The sequence below is a fragment of the Bifidobacterium sp. UBA744 genome (assembly GCA_002298605.1).
GTDB lineage: Bacteria > Actinomycetota > Actinomycetes > Actinomycetales > Bifidobacteriaceae > Bifidobacterium.
This window is the reverse complement of record DBKS01000009.1, coordinates 12,351-32,704: the sequence shown is the minus strand read 5'-3', so window position 1 is coordinate 32,704 and position 20,354 is coordinate 12,351. Positions and strand designations below refer to the sequence as shown.

The 20,354-nt window shown below is 62.2% G+C and carries 19 protein-coding genes and 1 tRNA gene; 15 read left to right on the top strand and 5 right to left on the bottom strand.

The window, feature by feature from the left end; all coding sequences use genetic code 11:
- The first annotated feature begins 5 nt into the window (after positions 1-5).
- The 7 genes from B2994_RS00665 (at position 6) to B2994_RS00635 (ending at position 8,517) form a co-directional block, all read left to right on the top strand.
- Positions 6-800: a sulfite exporter TauE/SafE family protein gene (locus B2994_RS00665; RefSeq protein ID WP_291526489.1), complete on the top strand. Its 795-nt coding sequence runs from the start codon at positions 6-8 to the stop codon at positions 798-800.
- A gap of 21 nt (positions 801-821) precedes the next feature.
- Positions 822-2,471 carry an ABC transporter substrate-binding protein gene (locus B2994_RS00660; protein WP_291526488.1) on the top strand — a complete coding sequence of 550 codons (1,650 nt, stop codon included), beginning with the start codon at positions 822-824 and terminating at the stop codon, positions 2,469-2,471.
- Positions 2,472-2,517: 46 nt separating this feature from the next.
- A complete protein-coding gene (locus tag B2994_RS00655; protein WP_291526487.1) occupies positions 2,518-3,471 on the top strand; it encodes an ABC transporter permease in 954 nt (317 codons plus the stop codon).
- Complete coding sequence (locus tag B2994_RS00650) at positions 3,468-4,352, top strand: ABC transporter permease (RefSeq protein ID WP_291526486.1); 885 nt, start codon at positions 3,468-3,470, stop codon at positions 4,350-4,352. Before B2994_RS00655 ends, B2994_RS00650 begins: the two co-directional genes overlap by 4 nt.
- An 11-nt stretch (positions 4,353-4,363) precedes the next feature.
- A complete protein-coding gene (locus tag B2994_RS00645) occupies positions 4,364-6,016 on the top strand; it encodes an ABC transporter ATP-binding protein (RefSeq protein ID WP_291526485.1) in 1,653 nt (550 codons plus the stop codon).
- A 39-nt stretch (positions 6,017-6,055) separates the two neighbouring features.
- Complete coding sequence (locus B2994_RS00640; RefSeq protein ID WP_291526484.1) at positions 6,056-7,675, top strand: gamma-glutamyltransferase family protein; 1,620 nt, start codon at positions 6,056-6,058, stop codon at positions 7,673-7,675.
- Between the two features lie 98 nt (positions 7,676-7,773).
- A complete protein-coding gene (locus tag B2994_RS00635; protein WP_291526483.1) occupies positions 7,774-8,517 on the top strand; it encodes a GntR family transcriptional regulator in 744 nt (247 codons plus the stop codon).
- Between the two features lie 123 nt (positions 8,518-8,640).
- Here the strand turns inward: B2994_RS00635 and phoU are convergent, their stop codons facing one another.
- Complete coding sequence (gene phoU, locus B2994_RS00630) at positions 8,641-9,321, bottom strand: phosphate signaling complex protein PhoU (protein ID WP_291526482.1); 681 nt, start codon at positions 9,319-9,321, stop codon at positions 8,641-8,643.
- A gap of 220 nt (positions 9,322-9,541) precedes the next feature.
- Here phoU and B2994_RS00625 point away from each other — a divergent pair, with 220 nt between their 5' ends.
- Positions 9,542-10,798 carry a sensor histidine kinase gene (locus B2994_RS00625; protein WP_291526481.1) on the top strand — a complete coding sequence of 419 codons (1,257 nt, stop codon included), beginning with the start codon at positions 9,542-9,544 and terminating at the stop codon, positions 10,796-10,798.
- Between the two features lie 27 nt (positions 10,799-10,825).
- Here B2994_RS00625 and B2994_RS00620 read toward each other — a convergent pair whose 3' ends face one another.
- Positions 10,826-11,080, bottom strand: a complete 255-nt coding sequence (locus B2994_RS00620; RefSeq protein WP_291526480.1) for a DUF2530 domain-containing protein — start codon at positions 11,078-11,080, stop codon at positions 10,826-10,828.
- Between the two features lie 54 nt (positions 11,081-11,134).
- Here B2994_RS00620 and manA point away from each other — a divergent pair, with 54 nt between their 5' ends.
- Positions 11,135-12,565 carry a mannose-6-phosphate isomerase, class I gene (gene manA, locus B2994_RS00615; RefSeq protein ID WP_291526479.1) on the top strand — a complete coding sequence of 477 codons (1,431 nt, stop codon included), beginning with the start codon at positions 11,135-11,137 and terminating at the stop codon, positions 12,563-12,565.
- A 7-nt stretch (positions 12,566-12,572) separates the two neighbouring features.
- Here the strand turns inward: manA and serC are convergent, their stop codons facing one another.
- Positions 12,573-13,715 carry a phosphoserine transaminase gene (gene serC, locus B2994_RS00610; RefSeq protein WP_291526478.1) on the bottom strand — a complete coding sequence of 381 codons (1,143 nt, stop codon included), beginning with the start codon at positions 13,713-13,715 and terminating at the stop codon, positions 12,573-12,575.
- A 367-nt stretch (positions 13,716-14,082) separates the two neighbouring features.
- Between serC and B2994_RS00605 the strand changes: the two genes are divergently transcribed.
- The 3 genes from B2994_RS00605 (at position 14,083) to B2994_RS00595 (ending at position 17,232) form a co-directional block, all read left to right on the top strand.
- Positions 14,083-15,126 carry a CHAP domain-containing protein gene (locus B2994_RS00605; protein WP_291526477.1) on the top strand — a complete coding sequence of 348 codons (1,044 nt, stop codon included), beginning with the start codon at positions 14,083-14,085 and terminating at the stop codon, positions 15,124-15,126.
- 191 nt (positions 15,127-15,317) lie between these two features.
- A complete protein-coding gene (locus B2994_RS00600; protein ID WP_291526476.1) occupies positions 15,318-16,067 on the top strand; it encodes a C40 family peptidase in 750 nt (249 codons plus the stop codon).
- Positions 16,068-16,182: 115 nt separating this feature from the next.
- The gene (locus B2994_RS00595; RefSeq protein WP_291526475.1) at positions 16,183-17,232 is read left to right on the top strand and encodes a universal stress protein; all 1,050 of its coding nucleotides are present in this window, start codon (positions 16,183-16,185) and stop codon (positions 17,230-17,232) included.
- 110 nt (positions 17,233-17,342) lie between these two features.
- Here the strand turns inward: B2994_RS00595 and B2994_RS00590 are convergent, their stop codons facing one another.
- Positions 17,343-17,756, bottom strand: a complete 414-nt coding sequence (locus B2994_RS00590) for an OsmC family protein (RefSeq protein ID WP_291526474.1) — start codon at positions 17,754-17,756, stop codon at positions 17,343-17,345.
- Positions 17,757-17,985: 229 nt separating this feature from the next.
- On the opposite strand from B2994_RS00590, the gene B2994_RS00585 reads away from it, so the two are divergent.
- From B2994_RS00585 to B2994_RS00575, 3 genes are read left to right on the top strand one after another with little or no spacing between them, the layout of a single operon-like run.
- Entirely contained in the window at positions 17,986-18,792 is an 807-nt protein-coding gene (locus B2994_RS00585) for a thymidylate synthase (RefSeq protein WP_291526515.1), read from the top strand.
- A 56-nt stretch (positions 18,793-18,848) separates the two neighbouring features.
- A complete protein-coding gene (locus B2994_RS00580; RefSeq protein ID WP_291526473.1) occupies positions 18,849-19,511 on the top strand; it encodes a dihydrofolate reductase in 663 nt (220 codons plus the stop codon).
- 10 nt (positions 19,512-19,521) lie between these two features.
- Entirely contained in the window at positions 19,522-20,043 is a 522-nt protein-coding gene (locus B2994_RS00575) for a low molecular weight protein-tyrosine-phosphatase (protein WP_291526472.1), read from the top strand.
- Between the two features lie 144 nt (positions 20,044-20,187).
- Here B2994_RS00575 and B2994_RS00570 read toward each other — a convergent pair.
- Positions 20,188-20,263 (bottom strand) — tRNA-Phe (locus tag B2994_RS00570).
- Between the last annotated feature and the right edge of the window lie 91 nt (positions 20,264-20,354).

The window sequence follows — 20,354 nt, the reverse complement described above, 5'->3', positions numbered from 1 at the left end:
AACATATGACTGACAGTCACGAGACGGCGCTTACGCCACGCAACGTCCTGGTCATGGCCGGCGTGGGCGTGCTTGCGGGATTCCTATCCGGATTGTTCGGCATCGGCGGAGGCACAATCATCGTGCCGACCCTGGTATGGTGCGGCATGACGCAGCGTAATGCCGCGGCAACCTCGTTGGCCGCGATCGTCCCCATCTCCATCGTGGGCGTGGGCAGCTACGCGGCGCGCGGCAACGTCGATTGGGTGGCCGCGATCCTGCTGGCCGTGGGCATTGTGATCGGCGCCCAGATCGGCAGTTGGCTGCTGTCGCGATTGCCGGAAAAGATCCTGCAGTGGGCTTTCGTGGTCTTTCTGCTCCTGGTGATCGTCCAGCAGTTCATCTTCATTCCCTCCCGTGATTCCGTGATCCACCTGACCGTGCTGTCGGGCGTCGCGCTGGTCGCCTTCGGCGTCGTCACCGGAATCCTGTCGGGCATTCTGGGCATTGGCGGCGGCACCATTCTCGTCCCCGCGTTGTCGCTGCTGTTCCAGGCCAGCGATCTCGTCGCCCGCGGCAGCTCCCTGCTCGCGATGTTTCCCGGGGCCATTTCGGGCACGGTCTCCAATGCCAGGCGCCGTCTGGTCAACGTAAAGGTCGGCCTCATCATCGGCGTATGCGCCTGCGTGATGACCCCGCTCGGCAATCTCGTCGCCTCCGCCGTCTCGGCCCGGGTCAATGCAATGCTGTTCGCCGCCTACCTTGTCTTCCTACTGGTGAGGAGCTTGTGGGTGGCGGCGAAGAAATCCAACAACAAGTGAGAACAAGGAAAGAAGGGAACCATGCGTAAAACAGGTTTGAGGGTTCTGTCGGCAATCGCCGCGGTCGCCACGCTGGTAGGCGTGGTGTCCGGCTGCGGAACCGCAGTGCAGAACAATTCGCTGAGCGAACAGGCGAAATCGGCGTCCACGGACGTTACCAGCATTTCGCTGGACGGCAAAAATGTCCAGGAGGGCGGCACCCTGACCATGGGGCTGAGCTCCGACCCGGACAAGCTCGACCCGACCCTGTCGTCGTCCCTCTATTCGCGCTACGTCTTCGCCAATTCCTGCGAAAAACTGTACGACATCAATGCGCAGGGCGACACCGTGCCGCTGCTGGCGGCCTCGGATCCGACGATTTCCGAAGACGGCAAGACCTACACGTTTGACGTCAAACAAGGCGTCAAATTTGCCGACGGCACCGATTTCAACGCCGCGGCCGTCGTCAAAACGCTCGAAAGGGACCTGAATCTCAAGGGATCGGCCCGCAAGTCCGAACTCGGACCGATCACGGATGTCAAGGCGACGGGCACATACACGGTGGAAATCGACCTGTCGTCCCCCTATGCGCCGCTGACCGCCGCCCTGGCCGATCGCGCCGGCATGATCATGAGCCCCAAGGCCCTTGACGAGCTCGGGGACAACTTCGCCTCAGCGCCGGTGTGCGTCGGTGCCTTCAAGGTCGTCGAACGCGTCCCCTCGACGAGCATCACGCTCGAAAAGGATCCGAACTACTATGACGCCAAGAACGTGCACATCGACAAGATCGTGTACAAGATCATCAAGGACGCGGCGATCCGCGCCCAGAATCTCAAGTCCGGCGACGTGCAGGTGGCCGACAATCTGACCCCGCAGGACGTCGCGACGCTGAACGAGGATCCGAACATCACGATGATGTCGGTCAGTTCGCTGGGTTTCCAGGGACTGTATGTCAACGTCGGCAACGTCAACGGCGTAGGACAGCCCGTCGGCGATCTCAACACCGATTTCGCCAAGCAGAAGGTCATTCGCCAGGCCTTCGACATGTCCGTCGACCGTGACCAGCTGGTTCAGAGCGTATACGGCGGTTTGTACGAAAAGGCCTGCTCGTTCATCTCCGACAGCAGCCCCTTCGCCTCGGAAACCTCCAGAACCTGCCTGCCCCACGATCCGGCCAAGGCCAAGCAGATGCTGCAGGACGCCGGCGTTAGCGTGCCGCTGACCGTCAAGGTCCAGGTCTCGAACACCCAGTCCAGCCTGCAGATGATGCAGGCGCTGCAGTCGCAGGTCAAGGAAGGCGGCTTCGACCTGCAGATCGAGCCGGTGGAATACACCTCGCTGCTCGAGAACATGAACAACGGCAACTATGACGACGCCGCCCAAATGGGCTGGTCCGGCCGCATCGATCCGGACGGCAACTCCAAGGCGCTGTTCACCACCGGCGGCTCGATGAACTACGACGGCTATTCCAACGCGAAGTTCGACGATCTGATCAAGCAGGCGTCCCAGGTGTCCGACACCGCGAAGCGCGCCGATCTCTATGGCCAGGCCATTGATGTGATGCGCGATGACATGCCGTACATCTTCCTGTACCGCCAGCGGTATCTGACGGGCGTCACCCATTCCGTCGCGGGCGTGGACGTGTATGGCGACGGCGTGGTGCGTCTGACTCATGCCGCATTCGTGCAGTGAGTCCGGGCTGTAGCCCATCCGATCGATAAGAAGTAAGGAACCGCATATGCTGAGATACGCCTTGACGAGATTGTGGCAGTCGGCCATAGCAATTGTTGTGTCCTCGATTCTGGTGTTCCTGGGGGCGCGTCTGCTTCCGGGAGATCCGGCGTTGGCGTTGGCCGGTGAGGAGGCGACTCCGGAGCGCCTGGCCGAGGCGCGGGCCCAAATGGGGCTCGACCAGCCGTTGTGGGTGCAGTATGTGCGGTTCGTCAATCGCTTCGTGCACGGTGATTTCGGCCAGTCGCTGCGCACTGGAACGTCGGTGAAGTCGATGCTGGCAACCACGATTCCCGTCACCGTCGAGCTTGCGTTGTTCGCGATCACGCTGGCCGTCATCGTGGGATTGGTGTTCGGCGTGATCGCCGAGCGTTATGACGGTCGCTGGCCGTCCTGGATCGTGGGGGGTCTTGCCGTGGCGGGCCTGTCAATCCCGAACTTCTGGCTCGGCATGCTCGCGATTCAGGCGCTGTGCGTTGGCTTGGGCTGGTTCCCGGCCTCGGGGTATGTCTCGCCGGGCGTGAACTTTGGCGATAGTCTGTATCATCTCGTCATTCCCGCCAGCGTGCTGGCGTTCCAGCTGATCGCCTCGATCACCCGTCAGACCAAGAGCTCGATGAGGAAGACCATGCGTTCCGACTTCATCGTCACGGCCAATGCCAAGGGGCTGAGCCCGGCACGTGTGCTGCTGCGCTACGGCGTGCGCAATTCGCTGGGCGTGGTGGTTACGATTGTGGGACTTCAGCTTGGCGGGCTGCTCGCCGGGGCGGTGGTCACCGAATCGATTTTCGGTCTTCCGGGATTTGGAAAGATGATCCTCGACTCGGTGTTCTCCCGCGACTATCCGGTGATTCAGATCGTCGTCATGCTGATCACCGTGACGTATGTGGTCATTAATTTCATCGTCGATATCCTGTATTCGTTCCTTGACCCGCGTATCAAGGTGGGAGGCCTGCAATGAGTTCAGCAACGCTCCATACGACACCGGCAGCCGAATCCCGCGACAAGGGCTTGCGGCGTGTCAAACCGAAAGGATTCTGGGGGCGCCTGGTGTCAAGGCCTTCCGGCGTCGCGGGACTGGTCCTGTGCGCGCTGATTGTGCTGACGGCTGTTCTCGCGCCCGTGCTGGCGCCCTATACGCCCGAGCAGACCGACTTCGGCGCGGTGTTCCAGGTGCCGGGCACCGTCGGCTATCCCCTCGGCACCGATAACCTCGGGCGGGATATCTTCTCCCGCATACTGTTCGGCATGAGGGCCTCGCTGATCGTCGGCATACTCACCGTGGTCTTCTGCCTGGCGATCGGGGTGCCCCTGGGCCTGGCAGCAGGGCAGTGGAAGGTGGCGGACGGCATTATCTCGCGCGTCACCGATGTCATGCTGTCGTTCCCGTCGCTGATCATCGCTGTCGCCCTGGCCGCCATCTACGGCGCGAATCTGACGAATGTGGTGATCGCACTGGGCATAGCCCATGTGCCGCAGATGATTCGCATCGTCCGAGGCGAGGTGCTTCGCGTCACGGCCCTTGACTTCGTCACGGCTTCGTATACGTTGAATTCGACGAAGCAGCGTACCTTGGTCCGCCATGTGCTGCCGAACATCCTGCCCGCCGTGATCGTGCAGTCCACGATCATCGTGCCCGCCGCGGTTCTCGGCGAGGCGGTGCTCTCGTTCCTGGGACTGGGCATCCAACCGCCGACGCCAAGTCTCGGCGTGATGCTGTCGGATGCGCAGCAGTTCATCAGCGTCGATCCGTATATGGGTGTTTTCCCCGGTCTGGTGATCGCGCTGATTTGTCTGAGCTTCAACATTCTGGGCGACGCGGTCAAGGACTGCCTGCAGTGAAAGGCGAGAACATGAATGATGCAACCAAGAGCAACGCCCCGCTGCTCTCCATTCACGGCTTGAAGGTCGCCTATGGCGACAAGGAGGTGTTGCACGGCATCGATCTTGACGTGAATCCGGGCGATATCTATGCCGTTGTCGGCGCTTCGGGTTCGGGCAAATCCACGCTGATCTCCACGCTGCTGGGTCTGTACGCCCCCGGGGAGCACATCACCGCGGGAGGCGTTACGTTGGCCGGTGTGGATCCGAACTCCATGCGCCCCAAGGATTGGCGCGTATTTCGCCGCGGGCGGCTCGGCTATGTGCCCCAGGATCCCATGACCAACCTCAATCCCTCGATGAGGGTTGGCGATCAGATCGCCGATGCGATCCGCGCGGGTGGCCTCACGAAACGCAGCGAGGTGCGCCGGCGCGTGATCGATCTGATGGAGGAGGTCGGCATCGACGAGCCTGAGCGTCGCATGCGCCAGTATCCGCACGAGTTTTCCGGCGGCATGTGCCAGCGCATCCTCATCGCCATCGCCCTGTCCCGCGACCCCAGCCTGATCGTTGCCGACGAGCCCACCAGTGCGCTTGATGTGACCGTGCAGAAAACGATTCTCGACCATATGGTCAAACTCGTTGCCGAGCGTGGCGCAACGCTGCTGTTCATCACGCACAACCTGGCGCTTGCCGCGGAACGCGCCGACCGGATCGCCGTCATGCACGATGGCCGTATTGTGGAGAACGGCGTCGCCGAGGAAGTGGTGTTGCATCCCGGCGATCAGTACACCCGTCGGCTTATCGCGGCGGCTCCCGGCCTCATCGAGTCGCAGGACTGGGGAGAGGGCAACGGAAACGGCTCCGACGGGACTGTTGCGCTTGAGGTCGACGACATTGTCAAGGAATATGCCGTGCGAGGCGCCCGCAATCGCAAGCTGACGGCGTCCAACCACGTGAGCTTCCGCGTGGCCAAGGGCACCACCACCGCATTGGTGGGCGAGTCGGGATCCGGCAAAACCACCCTTGCCCGCATGATCCTTGGACTGGAGACGCCAACCTCCGGTCGCATTATGGCGAATGGCGAGCCGGTCGACGCCGGCGATCATGCACGCATGCACGATATCCGTACGTTTGTGCAGCCGGTCTTCCAGAATCCGTACGCAAGCCTCGATCCGACATGGACCATCGGTGACGTGATCCGCGAGCCGCTGGACGTGGCCCGTCGGGGCACCGCGGAAGAGCGCGCCGCACGTGTGCTTGAGCTGCTTGACGACGTGGACCTCCCCGCCGAAACGGCCGCGCGCAAACCCAGCGAGCTGTCGGGAGGCCAGCGCCAGCGCGTCGCCATCGCACGCGCCCTGGCCATCGAGCCTCAAATCCTCATCCTGGATGAGGCCGTCAGCGCACTTGACGTACTGGTGCAGGACCAGATCCTCGCGCTGCTTCGCAAACTTCAGCGGGAGAAGGGGTACACGTATCTGTTCATCACGCACGATCTCGGCGTCGCCCGCCAATTCGCCGACAACGTTGTGGTGCTGCGCCACGGTACGGTTGAGGAACAGGGACCCATCGAGGACGTCTTCGACCATCCGAAGGCCGACTACACCAAACAGCTGCTAACCGCCATCCCGCACCCCGATTTCGGCCGTGCGAACGCCTCGTCGACGCATCGGTCCCGGTAGTGGTTTTATCCTAGCGTTTTTTATCATTGGGAGGAACATATGTTTGATCCATTGGCGCAGCGGTATCCATCGCAGCGTTTTCCGCTGTACGCCCGTAAAGCCATGGTGAATTGTTCGGTGCCTCAGGCGTCCGCGGCCGGTCTGCAGGTCATGCTCAAGGGCGGCAACGCCTTTGACGCGGCCGTGGCGGCCGCCGCCGCTCTTACGGTGGCGGAGCCGACCGCCAACGGCATCGGCGCCGACGCGTTCTGCATCGCGTGGAACGCCAGGGAACAGCGTCTGGTCGGCCTCAATTCCAGCGGTCCGGCGCCCCGGGGCATTTCGATCGACAAACTCCGTGAGGATGGCAATGTGGATCATGGCCACATGCCGGTGCTCGGCTGGAGTCCCGTCACCGTGTCTGGAGCGCCGGGCGCCTGGGCGGCCATCAATGGGCGGTATGGCAGGCTTAGTCTTTCCGAGGATCTGGCACCTGCGGTCGACTATGCGCGCAATGGGTATGCCGTCGGGCCCAATCTGGCGTATTTCTGGAAGCGCGCGGCGGCCAAATACGCCTCCTGCAATGAGGACGGCCGTTTTGACGCGTGGTTCGACACCTTCACCAGCAACGGCGCATGTCCCCAGGTGGGTGACGTCGTCACCCTGCCGGATCATGCGGACACGCTTGAGGCGATCGGGGAGACCCAGGCCCGCGCCTTCTACGAGGGGGATCTCGCGAAGGCCATTGACGCCGCCAGCCGCGCCGCCGGAGGATATCTGCGCTATGAGGATCTCGCGTCCTATAGGCCGCAATGGGTCGAGCCTCTGAGGGTGTCCTACCGTGGCTACGAAGTGTGCGAGATCCCGCCGAACGGGCAGGGCATCGTCGCGTTGATGGCATTGAACATCCTGAAGAACTTCAAGTTCACCTCCAAAGAGGATCCACAGACGTATCACCGGCAGTTTGAGGCGATCAAGATCGCCTTCGCGGACGCCTTCGATTCGGTTACCGATCCCAATGACACCGATGTGGACTATGCTTCGTATCTCACGCCGGAATATGGTGCCAGAAAGGCTTCGGAGATCGGCGATCATGCCGAGATCCGCACCACCCGGACGCCGTCCAGCAGCGGCACCGTGTATTTGTGCTGCGCGGACGGCGAGGGGAATATGGTGTCGTACATCCAGTCGAACTACATGGGATTCGGCTCCGGCATCGTCGTGCCGGGAACGGGCATCGCATTGCAGAACCGCGGCGCCGACTTTTCGCTGGATCCCACGCGGGCCAACGCGCTCAAGCCGGGCAAGCGCAGCTACCACACCATCATCCCCGGATTTCTCATGAAAGACGGGCTGCCCGTCGGTCCGTTCGGTGTGATGGGCGGCTATATGCAGCCTCAGGGGCATGTGCAGGTGGCGACGAATTACATCGACTTCGGCCTTGATCCGCAGCAGGCGCTTGACGCGCCCCGCTGGCGCTGGGACCACGGTAACGCGGTGCGGGTGGAATCCCGTTTCGATCCGCATATCGCCGCTTCGCTGGGCCGCTTGGGGCATGAGATGATGATGAGTCTCGAACCGGCGGATTTTGGGCGTGGCCAGATGATTGTGCGCAACGAATCGGGCACCCTGATAGGAGGTACCGAGTCGCGCACCGACAGCAATATCGCATGTCTCTGATCCGCATAGCGTGCGGCGGAAGGGCAGTATACTGAGAGAAAATCGGCTGCACGGCGATCGTCGTGCAGCCGACACAGTATATGGTCGAGGGGATTGGAATGGATGCGCGGGATTCGTCGAGGCATGTGGCTGAAGAGCCGTCGGCTGGGGCGTTGCTCGACGCGTTGCCCATCGAGCCTATTCCCAAAAGACAGAATCTGCGCAATCAGGTTGCCGACCAGATTACGGAACTCATCGTTTCCGGGGCATTGCCGGCGGGGACTCGCCTCACCGAGCTTGGCATGGCCGAGCGGCTCGGCGTCAGCCGCGTTCCCGTTCGCGAGGCCTTTTTGATTTTGCAGGGAGACCAATGGGTTGACATCCAGGAGTCCCATGGCGCCAAGGTCCATGTGCCGCATCCCAGCGAGGTGGAAAACATATACGAGGTGCGCATGGCATTGGAGTCAAGCGCCGCCGCTCTGGCATGCAGGGCGGCCGATGATGCGGCCATCGCCGAATTGTCCACCATGGCCAACTATGGGCGTGAGGTCTTTCTCAAGGACGGCGGCGGGGACGTCAAGCTGATTTCCAACGTCAACGAGCGCTTTCATGACCGTATAGCGCAGCTATCCGGCAATCCCATCCTTCGGCGCATGATAGATCTGATGATCAAAAAATCCCGTATGTATTTCACCGCCAATATCGCGCATCCTCGCGGCGTCGACGCTTGGAACGAGCATGTTGCCATCGCCGATGCCATTGAGCATGGCGAGGCCGAATCCGCTGGCCGACTTATGTATGAGCATATTCGCCGTTCCTGGCAGCATTATCACGATGAGGTCGCCGGTCAGCCGGACGCGTAGCAGCGGGATGTGGCGACAGCGTGACGGGTATGGCCGGACGCGACATGGAAAAACCCCGTCGGCTGCGAGAGACCGGACGGGGTGTGAGGTTATGGGAACGGTGACGAGGAGCCGTCAGCCGGTTCAGTCGATGTCGGTGCCCTCGTCGGGGCCGGGCTTCTTGCTGGGGTCGAAGCCGGAGACGATATAGGTGACGCGACGGGCGGCGGAAACCGCGTGGTCGCCGAGACGCTCCAGGAAGCGGCCGATCAGCACCATGTCGATGAGCTGCTGCTTGGTGCCCGTCCACTTGTCGGAGAGCATGAGCTCGAAGGTTTCATGGTGCAGCTCGTCAAGCTTGTCATCATCCAGAATGATCTTCTCCGCGACCTTGGCATCGCGATCGGCAAGCATGATGGTCAGCTTGTCGGCCGTGGTGTTCAGGAATTCGACCATTTGCGTGACGATGGCCTTGGCCTCGTCGGGCAGGGCGGATTGCGGATAGGTGCGACGTGCCGTTTCCGCCACATGCTTGGCCAGATCGCCCATGCGTTCGAATGTCGCCGCCAGACGCAGCGTGGAAACCACCACGCGCAGGTCGGTGGCGACCGGGTTCTGCTTGGCCAGCAGCTTGACGCACTGGTCGATGATGCTGGTTTCCAAAGCGTCGATCTCGATGTCGCCGTCAATGACGGTCTGGGCGGCTTCGACATCGGACTTCATGAGCGCGGCCCCGGCGCCCTTGATTGCCTTGGTGACGTCTTGGGCCATACGGTCGAGGTCATCGGCGACGTTCTTCAGCTCCTCGTTGAAAATAACGCGCATTGCTAAGCCTTTCCTCTCGGGTTATACCTGATCCATTGTATGAGGCGACACTGTTTGCCGCCAACATTGGCGGGAAAAAGAAACCGCGCGTTGGCTCAATGTTCATGAAACTGTTTACCTGCGATTCATATCGGCTCGCTCCATGGCGTGTCCGCCCATAGCGGTGATTGTCGGTCGTGTCGTTGGTGTGCGGGCTGCGACGATCTGCAACAATGAAACCATGACGAATAATTCAGGGGTCTCCGCCGTCATATTTCTCGTGTTCGGCATGATCGGCCTGGCCGTGCTCGTGAGCATCGCGTTCGCGGTTTGGGGCGTGGTGCACGACAAACTGGCCGAAAGAACGGGCAATGTGCCGCTGGGCAGTATGGCTGACGCGTGGTGGCATCGCTTCAGAAAAGCCCACGGCATGATCTCCCAGCATCGGGAGTCGACGGTTGACGACCTGGATGATGATACGGCGGCGTTGCTTTCGATGCTGCCGCTGTGCCCAATCGTGGTGGACGCGGACGACAGTGTGGTGCGCTGCGGTCCTGAGGCGTATCGTTTCGGCCTGGTGCGCGACGACGAGATAGTGGACGATCGGGTGCTGGAGACGATTCGGGCCATTCGCGGGACCGGCGGCAAAACCAGTCTTGACATCACCACATCGACGCGCAGCGTGGTGCCCGTCGGCGCTGATGACGAGCAATCGGTGTCGCATGGCTACTGGCTGAAGGCGACGGTCGGCCGGCTGGGCGAGCATTTCGTCGTGGTGCTGCTTGAGGACGTGACCGATATGGTGATGTTCGCCCGTACGCGAGAGGCCTTTATCGAGAACGTCTCCGAACAGTTGATGAAGCCGACGCGGCAGCTCAATGCGCTGGCCCGCGATCTGCGGGACAATGCGCAGAACGCCGATCGCGTTATCGGGGACGCCGATGCCGTGCGCGGGATGGGTCGGCGTATGAGCCGCATGGTCGCCGACCTGTTGCTGCTGATCCGCGCGCAGGAGCCGATTGTGGCGTCAAGCGCCAACCGTCTGTCGCTGCTGAGCCAGGCTCGCAGCGTGGTGGACCGGTGCATGCCCATGGCTAAACAGCGGCATATACGCCTGTCGATCTGCGGTGACGGGGGGCTGACGGTGAACGGTGACGGCGACCAGATCCGCGCGGCCATCACCAAACTGGTGGAGAACGCCATCGCCTACTCGCATGAGGGCGGCTCGGTCAGTGTGGCCGTTACCGCCTCCTCCGACGGTGGCCATGCGGTGGTGCGTGTGATCGATCAGGGGTGCGGCATCCCCAAAAGCGAGCAGGAGCATATCTTCGAGCGCTTCTATCGGGGCAAGGAACAGAATGAACGCACCGGTGCCGGCATCGGATTGGGACTTGCCATCGTCAAGCATGTGGCGCTCAGCCATCATGGCGCCGCCTCCGTGTGGAGCAGCCCCAAATCGGGCTCGACCTTCAGTCTGTCGTTGCCTGTGGCCCGGTGACGGGGGAACGCGGCGCATCCGGTTGCATCATTTGCCCAGGCGCCGGTAGTCCCAACGGTGGAAGTGCTCCCAGATCAACAGCAGAATGCCGATTCCGGTGCCGGACACGCATACGATCAGCGGGCGGATGCCGCAAATCTCCAGCGCCATCAGGATGGTGACCGCCGCCAGGGCGATCACCCACAGCGTGGTGACCGCCAGAAACGCCTTCTGCAGATCCACCTGCATGGGTTTGGGGGCGGGGTTGCGGACCGCGGGGTCGAATATGGGCGCCAACTTCATGGACTTCACTGTATCGCGCGGGGTAGGCTTAGTGAGTCGAAAGGAGTCCCGAGCGTGATTGCGATTGAAGCCGTGCCGAAACGCTATGCCTGGGGGTCCTATGATCGCCTGCAGCGACTTTTCCGCGACTGCGGTACGCTCGGACCGGCCGGCGAACCGGGCGTTCCAGGTCCCCTGGCCGAGATGTGGTTCTCCGGCCATGCCGGTTCGCCGTCGCTGCTGCATGACGCCGATGCGCCGGACATCCCCGGGCCTGTGAATCTCGACGATGCGATCCGCGGACATACCGACTATATGGTTGGCCCAACGGCCTCCCGCATGTTCGGCCCGGTGCTGCCATACCTCTTCAAGGTGATTTCAGCCCGCATCCCGCTGTCGCTGCAAGTGCATCCGATTGATTTCGAGGCCCGGGCCGGCTACAACCGCGAGCAGGACGCCGGGGTGCCGCGGCAATCCCCGGAGCGGTCCTTCAAGGACATGCTGGCGAAGCATGAGATGGTCGTCGCGCTGGAGCCCTTTGAGGCGTCGGTGGGTTTTATGCCGGGCGCGTTGCCCCGGCGCATGCTGAAACTGGTCGATCACCCTGTGGCCGCGGATATGGTCGCCGACCTGTCCGGGGACAAGCCGTCACCGAATGCCGTCGTGGCTGATGCGATGATGCCCGTTGCCAGCCGCTATTGGACGTCATCGCAGCGGCGCATATTCCGGGCGTTTCATCTGGCGGTCACAGCGCCTGCTGATCGATCCGCCGGGGTAGCGGATGCGCTGTGCGACGCGCTGACGCGTTTGGCGGACTCGGAGGGTTCACCGCTGCAGCCGTCGCGTCGGACCATGCGATTGGCGTTCGACAACGCATGCAAGGCCGCAGCGGCGTTCCCGGATGATCCCAGCGTGCTCGCCCTGCTGCTGATGAATCCGGTGCGGCTGGGTCCGGGGGAGTCGGTGTTCATTCCGGCTGGTCTTCCGCATGCCTATATTCGCGGCACCGCCGCTGAAATCATGACGAATTCGGATAATGTGCTGCGCGCCGGCATGACGCCCAAGCATAAGGACATTCCCAACCTGCTGCGTTCGCTGAACTGCAGTCCCGCGGTTCCGGTCGATCCTCGTGCCGCGTCGTTCGGCACCTTCGTCACCCGTGACGTGGCGACGTACCGGCCGCATGTGAATGAGTTCATGCTGGCGTACGGCCGCGTGGGGGCGTCGGAGGGCCAGTCCGAGTCCGTCTGGCCGGTGTTGCGTCGTCTCGCCGCGCGCTATGGCGATTCGGTGATTCGTCGGGAGTCCCGGCGGATTGCCCTGCCGTCGCAGGGGCCGCGTGTGCTGCTGTGCTGTTCGGGGCTGTTGCATTGCGCCGACGATGAGGGGGATCGCGTGTTGCGGCAGGGGCAGGCCGTATTCGTTCCCGCCGCGGCCGGACACATACGAATTGAGCCCGTCGGCAATGCGGCGGGCTCGTTCCTGCTGGCGTCAACGCCATTCTGACATTGTCCTAGAGGCGTTCCACCACATAGTCGATGCACTGTGTCAGCGCGGCCACGTCAGACGGCTCCACCGACGGGAACACGCCGAAGCGCAGCTGGTTCCGTCCGAGTTTGCGGTACGCAAAGGTGTCGACGATGCCGTTCTCGCGCAGCAATGCCACCACCTGCGAGGCGTTCACCGACGCATCCAGGTCGACGGTGACCACCGAACGGGAGCGAATTGACCCGTCGCTGACGAACGGGTGGGCGTAGTCGCTGTGCTCGGCCCAGGAATAGAGCAGGGAAGCGGATTTGGCGCAACGCGCGGTGGCCCATTGCAGACCGCCGTTGTCGTTCAGCCAGCGCACTTGGTTCTCCATCATGATGAGCGTGGCGACGGCGGGGGTGTTGAGTGTCTGGTCCTTGCGTGAATTGGCGATTGCGCTGGTCAGAGACAGGAACGGGGGCACCCAGCGGCGGGCTCCATCCAGTGTGGCCGAGCGTTCCACGGATGCCGCGCGTTCCACCGCTTCCGGGGAGAGTACGGCCACCCACAGGCCGCCGTCTGAGCCGAAGGCTTTTTGTGGGGAGAAGTAGTAGGCGTCGGTTTCGCGAATGTCCACCGGGAGCGCGCCGGCTGCGCTGGTGGCGTCGATGAGTGTGAGCGCCCCCTGCTCCTTGCTTCCCGGAACGCGGCGGATCGGCGCCTCGACGCCGGTGGAGGTTTCGTCGTGCGCCCAGCAGTATGCGTCCACGCCGTCGGTGAATTCAGGCAGGCGGCAGGTTCCGTATTCGCCGTCATACACCGCCGGATCTTCCAGGAATGGCGCTTTGGCCGCCGATTGGGCGAATTTTGCGGAGAATGAGCCGTAGACGCCGAACGCGGCGCGGCGGTTGATGAGTGAGGCGCATGCCACCTCCCAAAATGCGCTGGCGCCTCCATTGCCGAAGGCGATCTCATAGTCGGCGGGCATGGAGAAGAAGGCGGCGAGTCCTTCTTTGATGGAGGCGACCAAATGTTTCACGGGCGGTTGGCGGTGTGAGGTTCCGAGCAGGTATTTGCTTCCGGCGTCGAGCGCGGCGACCTGTTCGGGGCGGATTTTGCTGGGGCCGGAGCCGAAGCGTCCGTCCGCGGGTAGCATCGCGGCGGGAATGGTCAGTTCTTCAGTCATGCCCCCCACACTAGCCAGTGCCGGGGATGGGCGGAAGATGAACGCTATATAATGGAACGCCTTCGTGTCGTGGGCACCGCGGTGGCCGCTCGATGGAGCCGATGTGGATTGTGGATATGTGGATGCGGCTGCATGCGACACGCCGGCCCCGGCCCTGATCGCGAAGATCGCGGCATATGTGGCTGATGCGTCTGCATCGCTGTGATTTCGGGAAACGACGTGTGGCGGGATGGTTCGGTGCACGGATGTGCCCGCGCCGATCGACACAATACCATTCTTCCTGCCGGTGTACAGTAGCCACGGGTGTAGTGGTTGTGTGGCACCCTTCGAAGTTTGACGTTCCCGGCACCGCAAGGAGTGATTGGTTATGAGGCATGCAGCGCATAAGGCCGGTTCGGCCCGCAGCGCCCGGCGCACGGATTCGTCTTCCTTCTCGGATTATCTCGCCGGTGCCAGGGGGAGGCGCGGCGCCGCGGCCGTCGAGGCCGCTGGCTCCGGCTCCGCAATGGCGTTCACGCCGGTTGTCGACGCCGCATTGGCCGACAAATTGAATGAGGTCGCACCGCAAACCCGTCGGGCCATGCGTCAAGCCGCTAAGGCCTGCGCCCGGAAAAACCACATCATGGCAGGATCCGCTTTGGCCGTGCTGTTCGGCGCCGCGGCGGGCGCCGTTGCCTTCGCCAACCCCTTCAGCGGCGTTGACGGCGGAAGGCTGGCCGTGGCCGACGCCCGGCAGTCCGCCGTCCAGGTGACGAATGGCTCCACCGCCGATGCGGCTTCCCGTTCCCAGTCCCGTGCCGCCTTGGACGGCGACGGGGCTGAGGTGTCCGCGGCGAATGTCGATGGCGATCAGTCTCAGGATTCGACCGACGTGCTGGATGATTCATTGGTCGATGGGTCTTCCGACTCCTCCAATGGATCATGGTCGTTGGGGGATTCCAACACCGAACTCGATGTCAGCCAGATGTCCAAATCCCTGGCCGACAATCCACAGGTCGCCGCGCTGATGGAGCAGAACGCCGCCGACATTCCAGCTGGTTTCAACCCGAACCATGCGACGAACGATTATGGCTCGTCCTATGCCTTCAGCCAGTGCACCTGGTGGGCGTACACCCGTCGCCATCAGCTGGGGCTGCCCGTCGGCACGCATTATGGCAACGGTTATATGTGGGCCGACAGCGCCCGTTCGCTTGGCTATTGGGTTGATGACACTCCGCGTAACGTGGGGGATATCATGGTCTTCCGTCAGGGGCAGGAGGGTGCGAGCTCCGCGTATGGCCATGTGGCCATTGTCGAGGCGATCAATCCGGATGGTTCGATCACCACTTCCGAATGCGGTGCCAGCTATCACGGCAAAACCTTCAGCCGAACGTTCACGAATGTGCACGATTTTCAGTACATCCACTACTGATCGGGCGCGAGCGGCGGTTGCCGCGGTGCGTCGATCGCCGTCGGCTGTGCATGGCGTGTCGCCTGTTCTCCCTATGGGCCTGTCTATGGGACGTTCCGTTCCGGGGTCTCATGTCAATATTCGTATGGTATTGTGTGGAAACGATGAAGAATTTACGCATATCTTTTTCAGCACTGGCTTCAGTCCTCGCCGTGGTCGCCTTGACTGCCGGCGTGGTTCCTGCGGCGGTTGCCGATGATTCCGCCACCGTGGTTACATCCATGCGCTCCTTCCCCAAGGTTGACGCGTCGCGTGTTGATCTGCTGGTCGAATCCGCCGCCGTTTCAGTGGACAACGATGCCGCATGGGGCGGCGTCGAAGACCTGAATGTGCCGCAGACCCAGTCGCAAGCCGAGAAAGACGCCGCGGCGCAGGCGGCGGCCGCGGAGCAGAACCGGCAGGCATCCTCTGCCGCCGCGACGCGTCAGCAGAGTGCGTCGCGTTCCTCCCAGCGTTCCGCCGCATCAACCGGCACAACCACGACGAATGCGACCACGAAGACGAATTCGGGCGCTTCGTCCGATGGCAAGTCGACCACGTCGTCTTCGCAGAGCGTGGTCGCCAGTGGCAGTGCCGCGGCGGTTGTGGCCTATGCCCTGCAGTTCCAGGGCGTTCCGTATGTGTATGGCGGCACCACTCCCTCCGGCTGGGATTGCTCCGGCTTCACCTCATACGTGTTCGCTCATTTCGGCGTGACGCTGCCGCATTCCTCCGAAGGACAGCGCGGCGCAGGCACCAAGGTGAGTGATCCTCAGCCCGGCGATCTCATGTGGAAGCCCGGACATGTGGGCATCTACATCGGCAACGGCAAGATGATTCATGCCTCCACGCCGCGCACCGGTACGCTGGTGGCCAGCACCAGCTGGTATTCGGGCTGGGAGTACTACCGTCTGATCGGCTGAAATCCCGGGCGTTGTTTGTAAGGTGCCGCGGTTCCTAGGTGTTTCCTAGAGACCGCGGTATTCTGGTATCGAGGGGGCGCATCGTGGCGTCGCCCGCATAACAAGGGAGGTCATCATGACGAACGATAAGGCCATTCTCGTCGGCGTCGATGGATCGGACGCCAGCTACAAGGCCACATGGTGGGCGGCCAACTATGCCAAGCACGCGGGGTTGACGCTGCAGATTGTCTGCGCGTATTCGTTGCCCAGCTATGCCGCGGTGTCGTTCGACGCCACATACACCGCGATGGGGGATGACAACGCGGCCCACGCCGACGCGCAGGAGATTCTCTCCCGAGCCAAGGCCATCGCCGATGAGCAGGGTGTCGAGGCGGCGACGCTGATCGTCACCGGTGATCCGGCTTCGGTGTTCGTCGAATTAAGCCGTAACTACAATCTCATCGTGATTGGCAATCGCGGCAAGGGCGGATTGGCCGAGCGTCTGCTGGGCACCACCTCGTCGTCGCTGCCCGCCTATGCCTACTGCCCGATTGTGGTGGTTCCCTACACCGATGACGACGGCAACCTCATGCACCTCAACAACACCATCACCAAGGTGGCGGTCGGATCGGACGAGTCCAAGTGGGGGCTCAAGGCACTGGATATCGCCGCCGCATTCGCCGACAGCTGGGACGCCGAACTCGATGTGATCTCCGCAGTGCCGAAGGTGGATGGCATCACCGGCTCCGACTCCGAGGAGGAGCAGGGTGTCATGGGCTCGTATCTCGATGATTTGGAGGTTCGTATCAAGCCATTGCAGAAGGAGCATCCGAATCTCAGCATCAACAAGTGCGTGGTGCCCGGTTCCGCCGTTAATGCGCTGACCGAGGCCAGCCATACGCATGATGTGGTGGTGGTGGGCTCGCGCGGACGCGGCGGTTTCACCGGTTTGCTGCTGGGCTCCACCAGCCAGGGGCTGTTGCAGCATGCCGTGACGCCTGTGTACGTGGTGCCGCGCAAGTATGTTGAGGCCGCCGAGAAGCAGCTGGACACCGTACCGGCCTCGCCCGCCGATGTGGCTCCGAAGGCGCTGGACGACATCCAGGGCGTTGAGAAGGTTCCCGTGGCCAAGGCCGATCCCGAAGTCGCCCAGTCCATCGAATCCACCATCGATCCGCTGCACTGAGGCGCGACGGGGCCGCTCGGGATTGGGCGGGCTTCGCCCATATATGCGTCAGCGGGCCGGGCCGCCATCAATCGTGGCGGCCCGGCCCGCTGCTGTCTATGGGAGGGCGATCAGTGGCGCACGGTTACGTCCATGCGTACCGGAGTGGCCTGCTCGTAGGTGTGCTTCACCGTGCATCCCTTGTTGATATGCGCGGTGATGCGGGCCTTGAGCTTGTCGGCTTCCTCATCGCTCAGGCCCGCGTCGATGGCGTCCACCACAACCTGTTCGTTGAAGTTGAGGTAGGCGTCGTTATCGGCGTCGTAGGTGCCGTCCACCACCACGCGGGCGCCTTTGTCGTCGCCCAGGGCGGAGGTCACGGCGAAGCTGCTGGACAGGGCGGCGCATCCGGCCAGCGCGATCTTCATCAGGTCTCCGGGGGTGAATACGCCGGTGCCCTTGCCGAACTTGATGTGTGCGCCGTCGTCGCTGAAAGCGTCCCAGCTGCCGTCCTTGTTCTTCTCGACCCACAGTCGCTTGCCCATAATGCGCTCCTTCGAAGATGAATTGGTCGCTATCCAATGTAGCGTGGGAGCTCGTCAGTGTGGGCCCCTGATTCATCGGGAGGCTTTCGCTCATGCTGAGAGCGCAATGCCCGGACCGGTCGGCGCTGCCGAGCGCAGGAGCGATAGACTAAGCGTCATGGCTTTGACTTCACAACAGCTCGCGGATATCCGCGACCGCATTCCTGCCCGCCCCGAGACGGATATCCCCATGCCCTACGAGGATCTGGTGCGCAAGATCCTGACTGAGGGCACGCTGAAATCCGACCGCACGGGCACCGGCACCATATCGCTGTTCGGGCAGCAGATGCGCTTCGACCTGAGCTCCTATTTTCCGCTGCTGACCACGAAAACCGTGTTTTTCAAAGGCTTGGCCTATGAGCTGTTGTGGTTCCTGAACGGTTCGGACGGCGGCAACATCAACTATCTGCTTGAGCACAATGTGCATATCTGGGACGACTGGGCGGACGAGAACGGCGATTTGGGCCCGGTGTACGGCGTGCAGTGGCGCAGCTGGCCCGCGCCGACCCCTGAGGATCCCAATCGCACCATCGACCAGATCGCCAATGTGCTGGATCTGATCAGGCATCATCCCGATTCCCGGCGTATGGTCGTCTCCGCGTGGAATCCCGCCGAGGTGGAACAGATGGCGCTGCCTCCCTGCCATGCGCTGTTCCAGTTCTATGTGGCCGACGGGCGTCTGAGCTGCCAGCTGTACCAGCGTTCGTGCGACATGTTCCTGGGGGTGCCGTTCAACATCGCCTCCTATTCGCTGCTGACGCTGATGATGGCGCAGCAGACCGGGTTGCAGCCGGGGGAGTTTGTGTGGACCGGCGGTGACTGCCATGTGTACGACAACCACATCGATCAGGTGCTGACCCAGCTGGGGAGGGATCCGTATCCGTACCCCACGATTGAGATCGATAGGGCCAATTCGCTGTTCGACTATCGGTATGAGGATTTCCACATCATCGGCTATCGGCATCATCCCGCCATCAAGGCTCCGGTGGCGGTCTGAGCCGGCCGATAGACTGTGGCCCAGTCCTGAATACCGCATTCAAGAGGTGAACTGAAATGGAGCATGACAGTAGCAGTCGCAGTGGCTATCACGAACCTGAGCCCGGCGAGTCCGGGCCTGGCGAGACCGAGGATTGGGGCGACGATATGCTCAAAACGTTCTCGGTGAATTTGATTTGGGCTGAGGCGACCGATAGGGACGGTCGCGCCGGCGCCATTGGTTTTGAGGGTGGCATGCCCTGGCACTGTGCGGAAGATATGCGGCATTTCAAGAATCTGACCGTTTCCCATCCGGTGATTATGGGCCGGCGTACGTGGGAGTCTTTGGATGTGAAGTATCGCCCGTTGCGCAGTCGCGACAATTTCGTGGTATCGCGCAATCCCCACTATGTCGCGCCCGGCGCCACGGTGGTCGACAGTCTTGATGCCGCGCTGGATCTGGCTCGTCAGGAAGCCATTCCGGATGACGGCATTGAACGTTCCGAGATATGGGTGATTGGGGGCGCTCAGTTGTTCCGCGAGGCGCTGCCATTGGCGGACAAGGCGTATGTCACGATGCTGAAGGCCGAGGTCAATGCCGATGCGTATGCGCCTGATATCGCCGCGCTGGTGGATGCCGGGCTGTGGAGGATCGTCGATAAGACCCCGTGGCGCACTCCTGAGAGCATCGACGACGGTGTGGCCGCATATCGTTTCGTCACCTTTGCAAAAACACGCTGAGAGGCCGATTATGACCGTTGCTAAGCCATATACCATCATGACCGTGTGCACCGGCAACATCTGCCGTTCTCCGATGGGTGAGATCATTCTTCGCCATGTGGTGAAGAAGCGCGGACTGTCGTCGAAGATCAGCGTTGAATCCTCGGGTGTCTCCGACGAGGAGTGGAGCCATCCGATCGATCCGCGTGCCGTGCGTGTGCTGAAGGAGCGCGGCTATGGTCCTGAGATCCCGCAGGATCATTTTGCGCACCGCATCACCCCGGAGGAGATCGAGCGCACCGATTTGTTCCTGCCCATGACCGCTTCGCATATGCGGGCGTTGCTGCGTCAGCTGCCGGCCGGCAAACGCGCCGAGGTGCATATGTATCGCAGTTTCGACCCGCGGCTGCCCAAGCCGCAGCCGGGTCGTGAGGACGCCATAGATCTGGTGGACCCATGGTACGGCGGCATGCGTGAATTCCAGGTCGCCATCGATCAGATTGAGGCTGTGGCGCCGTACGTCATCGATTGGGTGGAGCGGAGGATCGCGTGAATCGCCGTGCGTGCGCCCGCCCGACGGGGCGCGGTGCACGCCTGATGCCGCCTGATGTCTTATGGCATGCGGCATGACTTGAAGCGGGTGGCCGGGAGAAAGAATGGGGAAACAAAAAAACCTCGCTCAAAGGCGAGGTTTCGTTGGTGGCTCCGAGCGGCATCGATCCGCTGACCTAGCGATTTTCAGTCGCTCGCTCTACCAACTGAGCTACAGAGCCAGTGAACAGTTGAAAAAACCCGGCAGAACCGGGTTTAACCATTCCAGCGACCCCGGCCGGACTTGAACCGGTGACCTCCGCCGTGACAGGG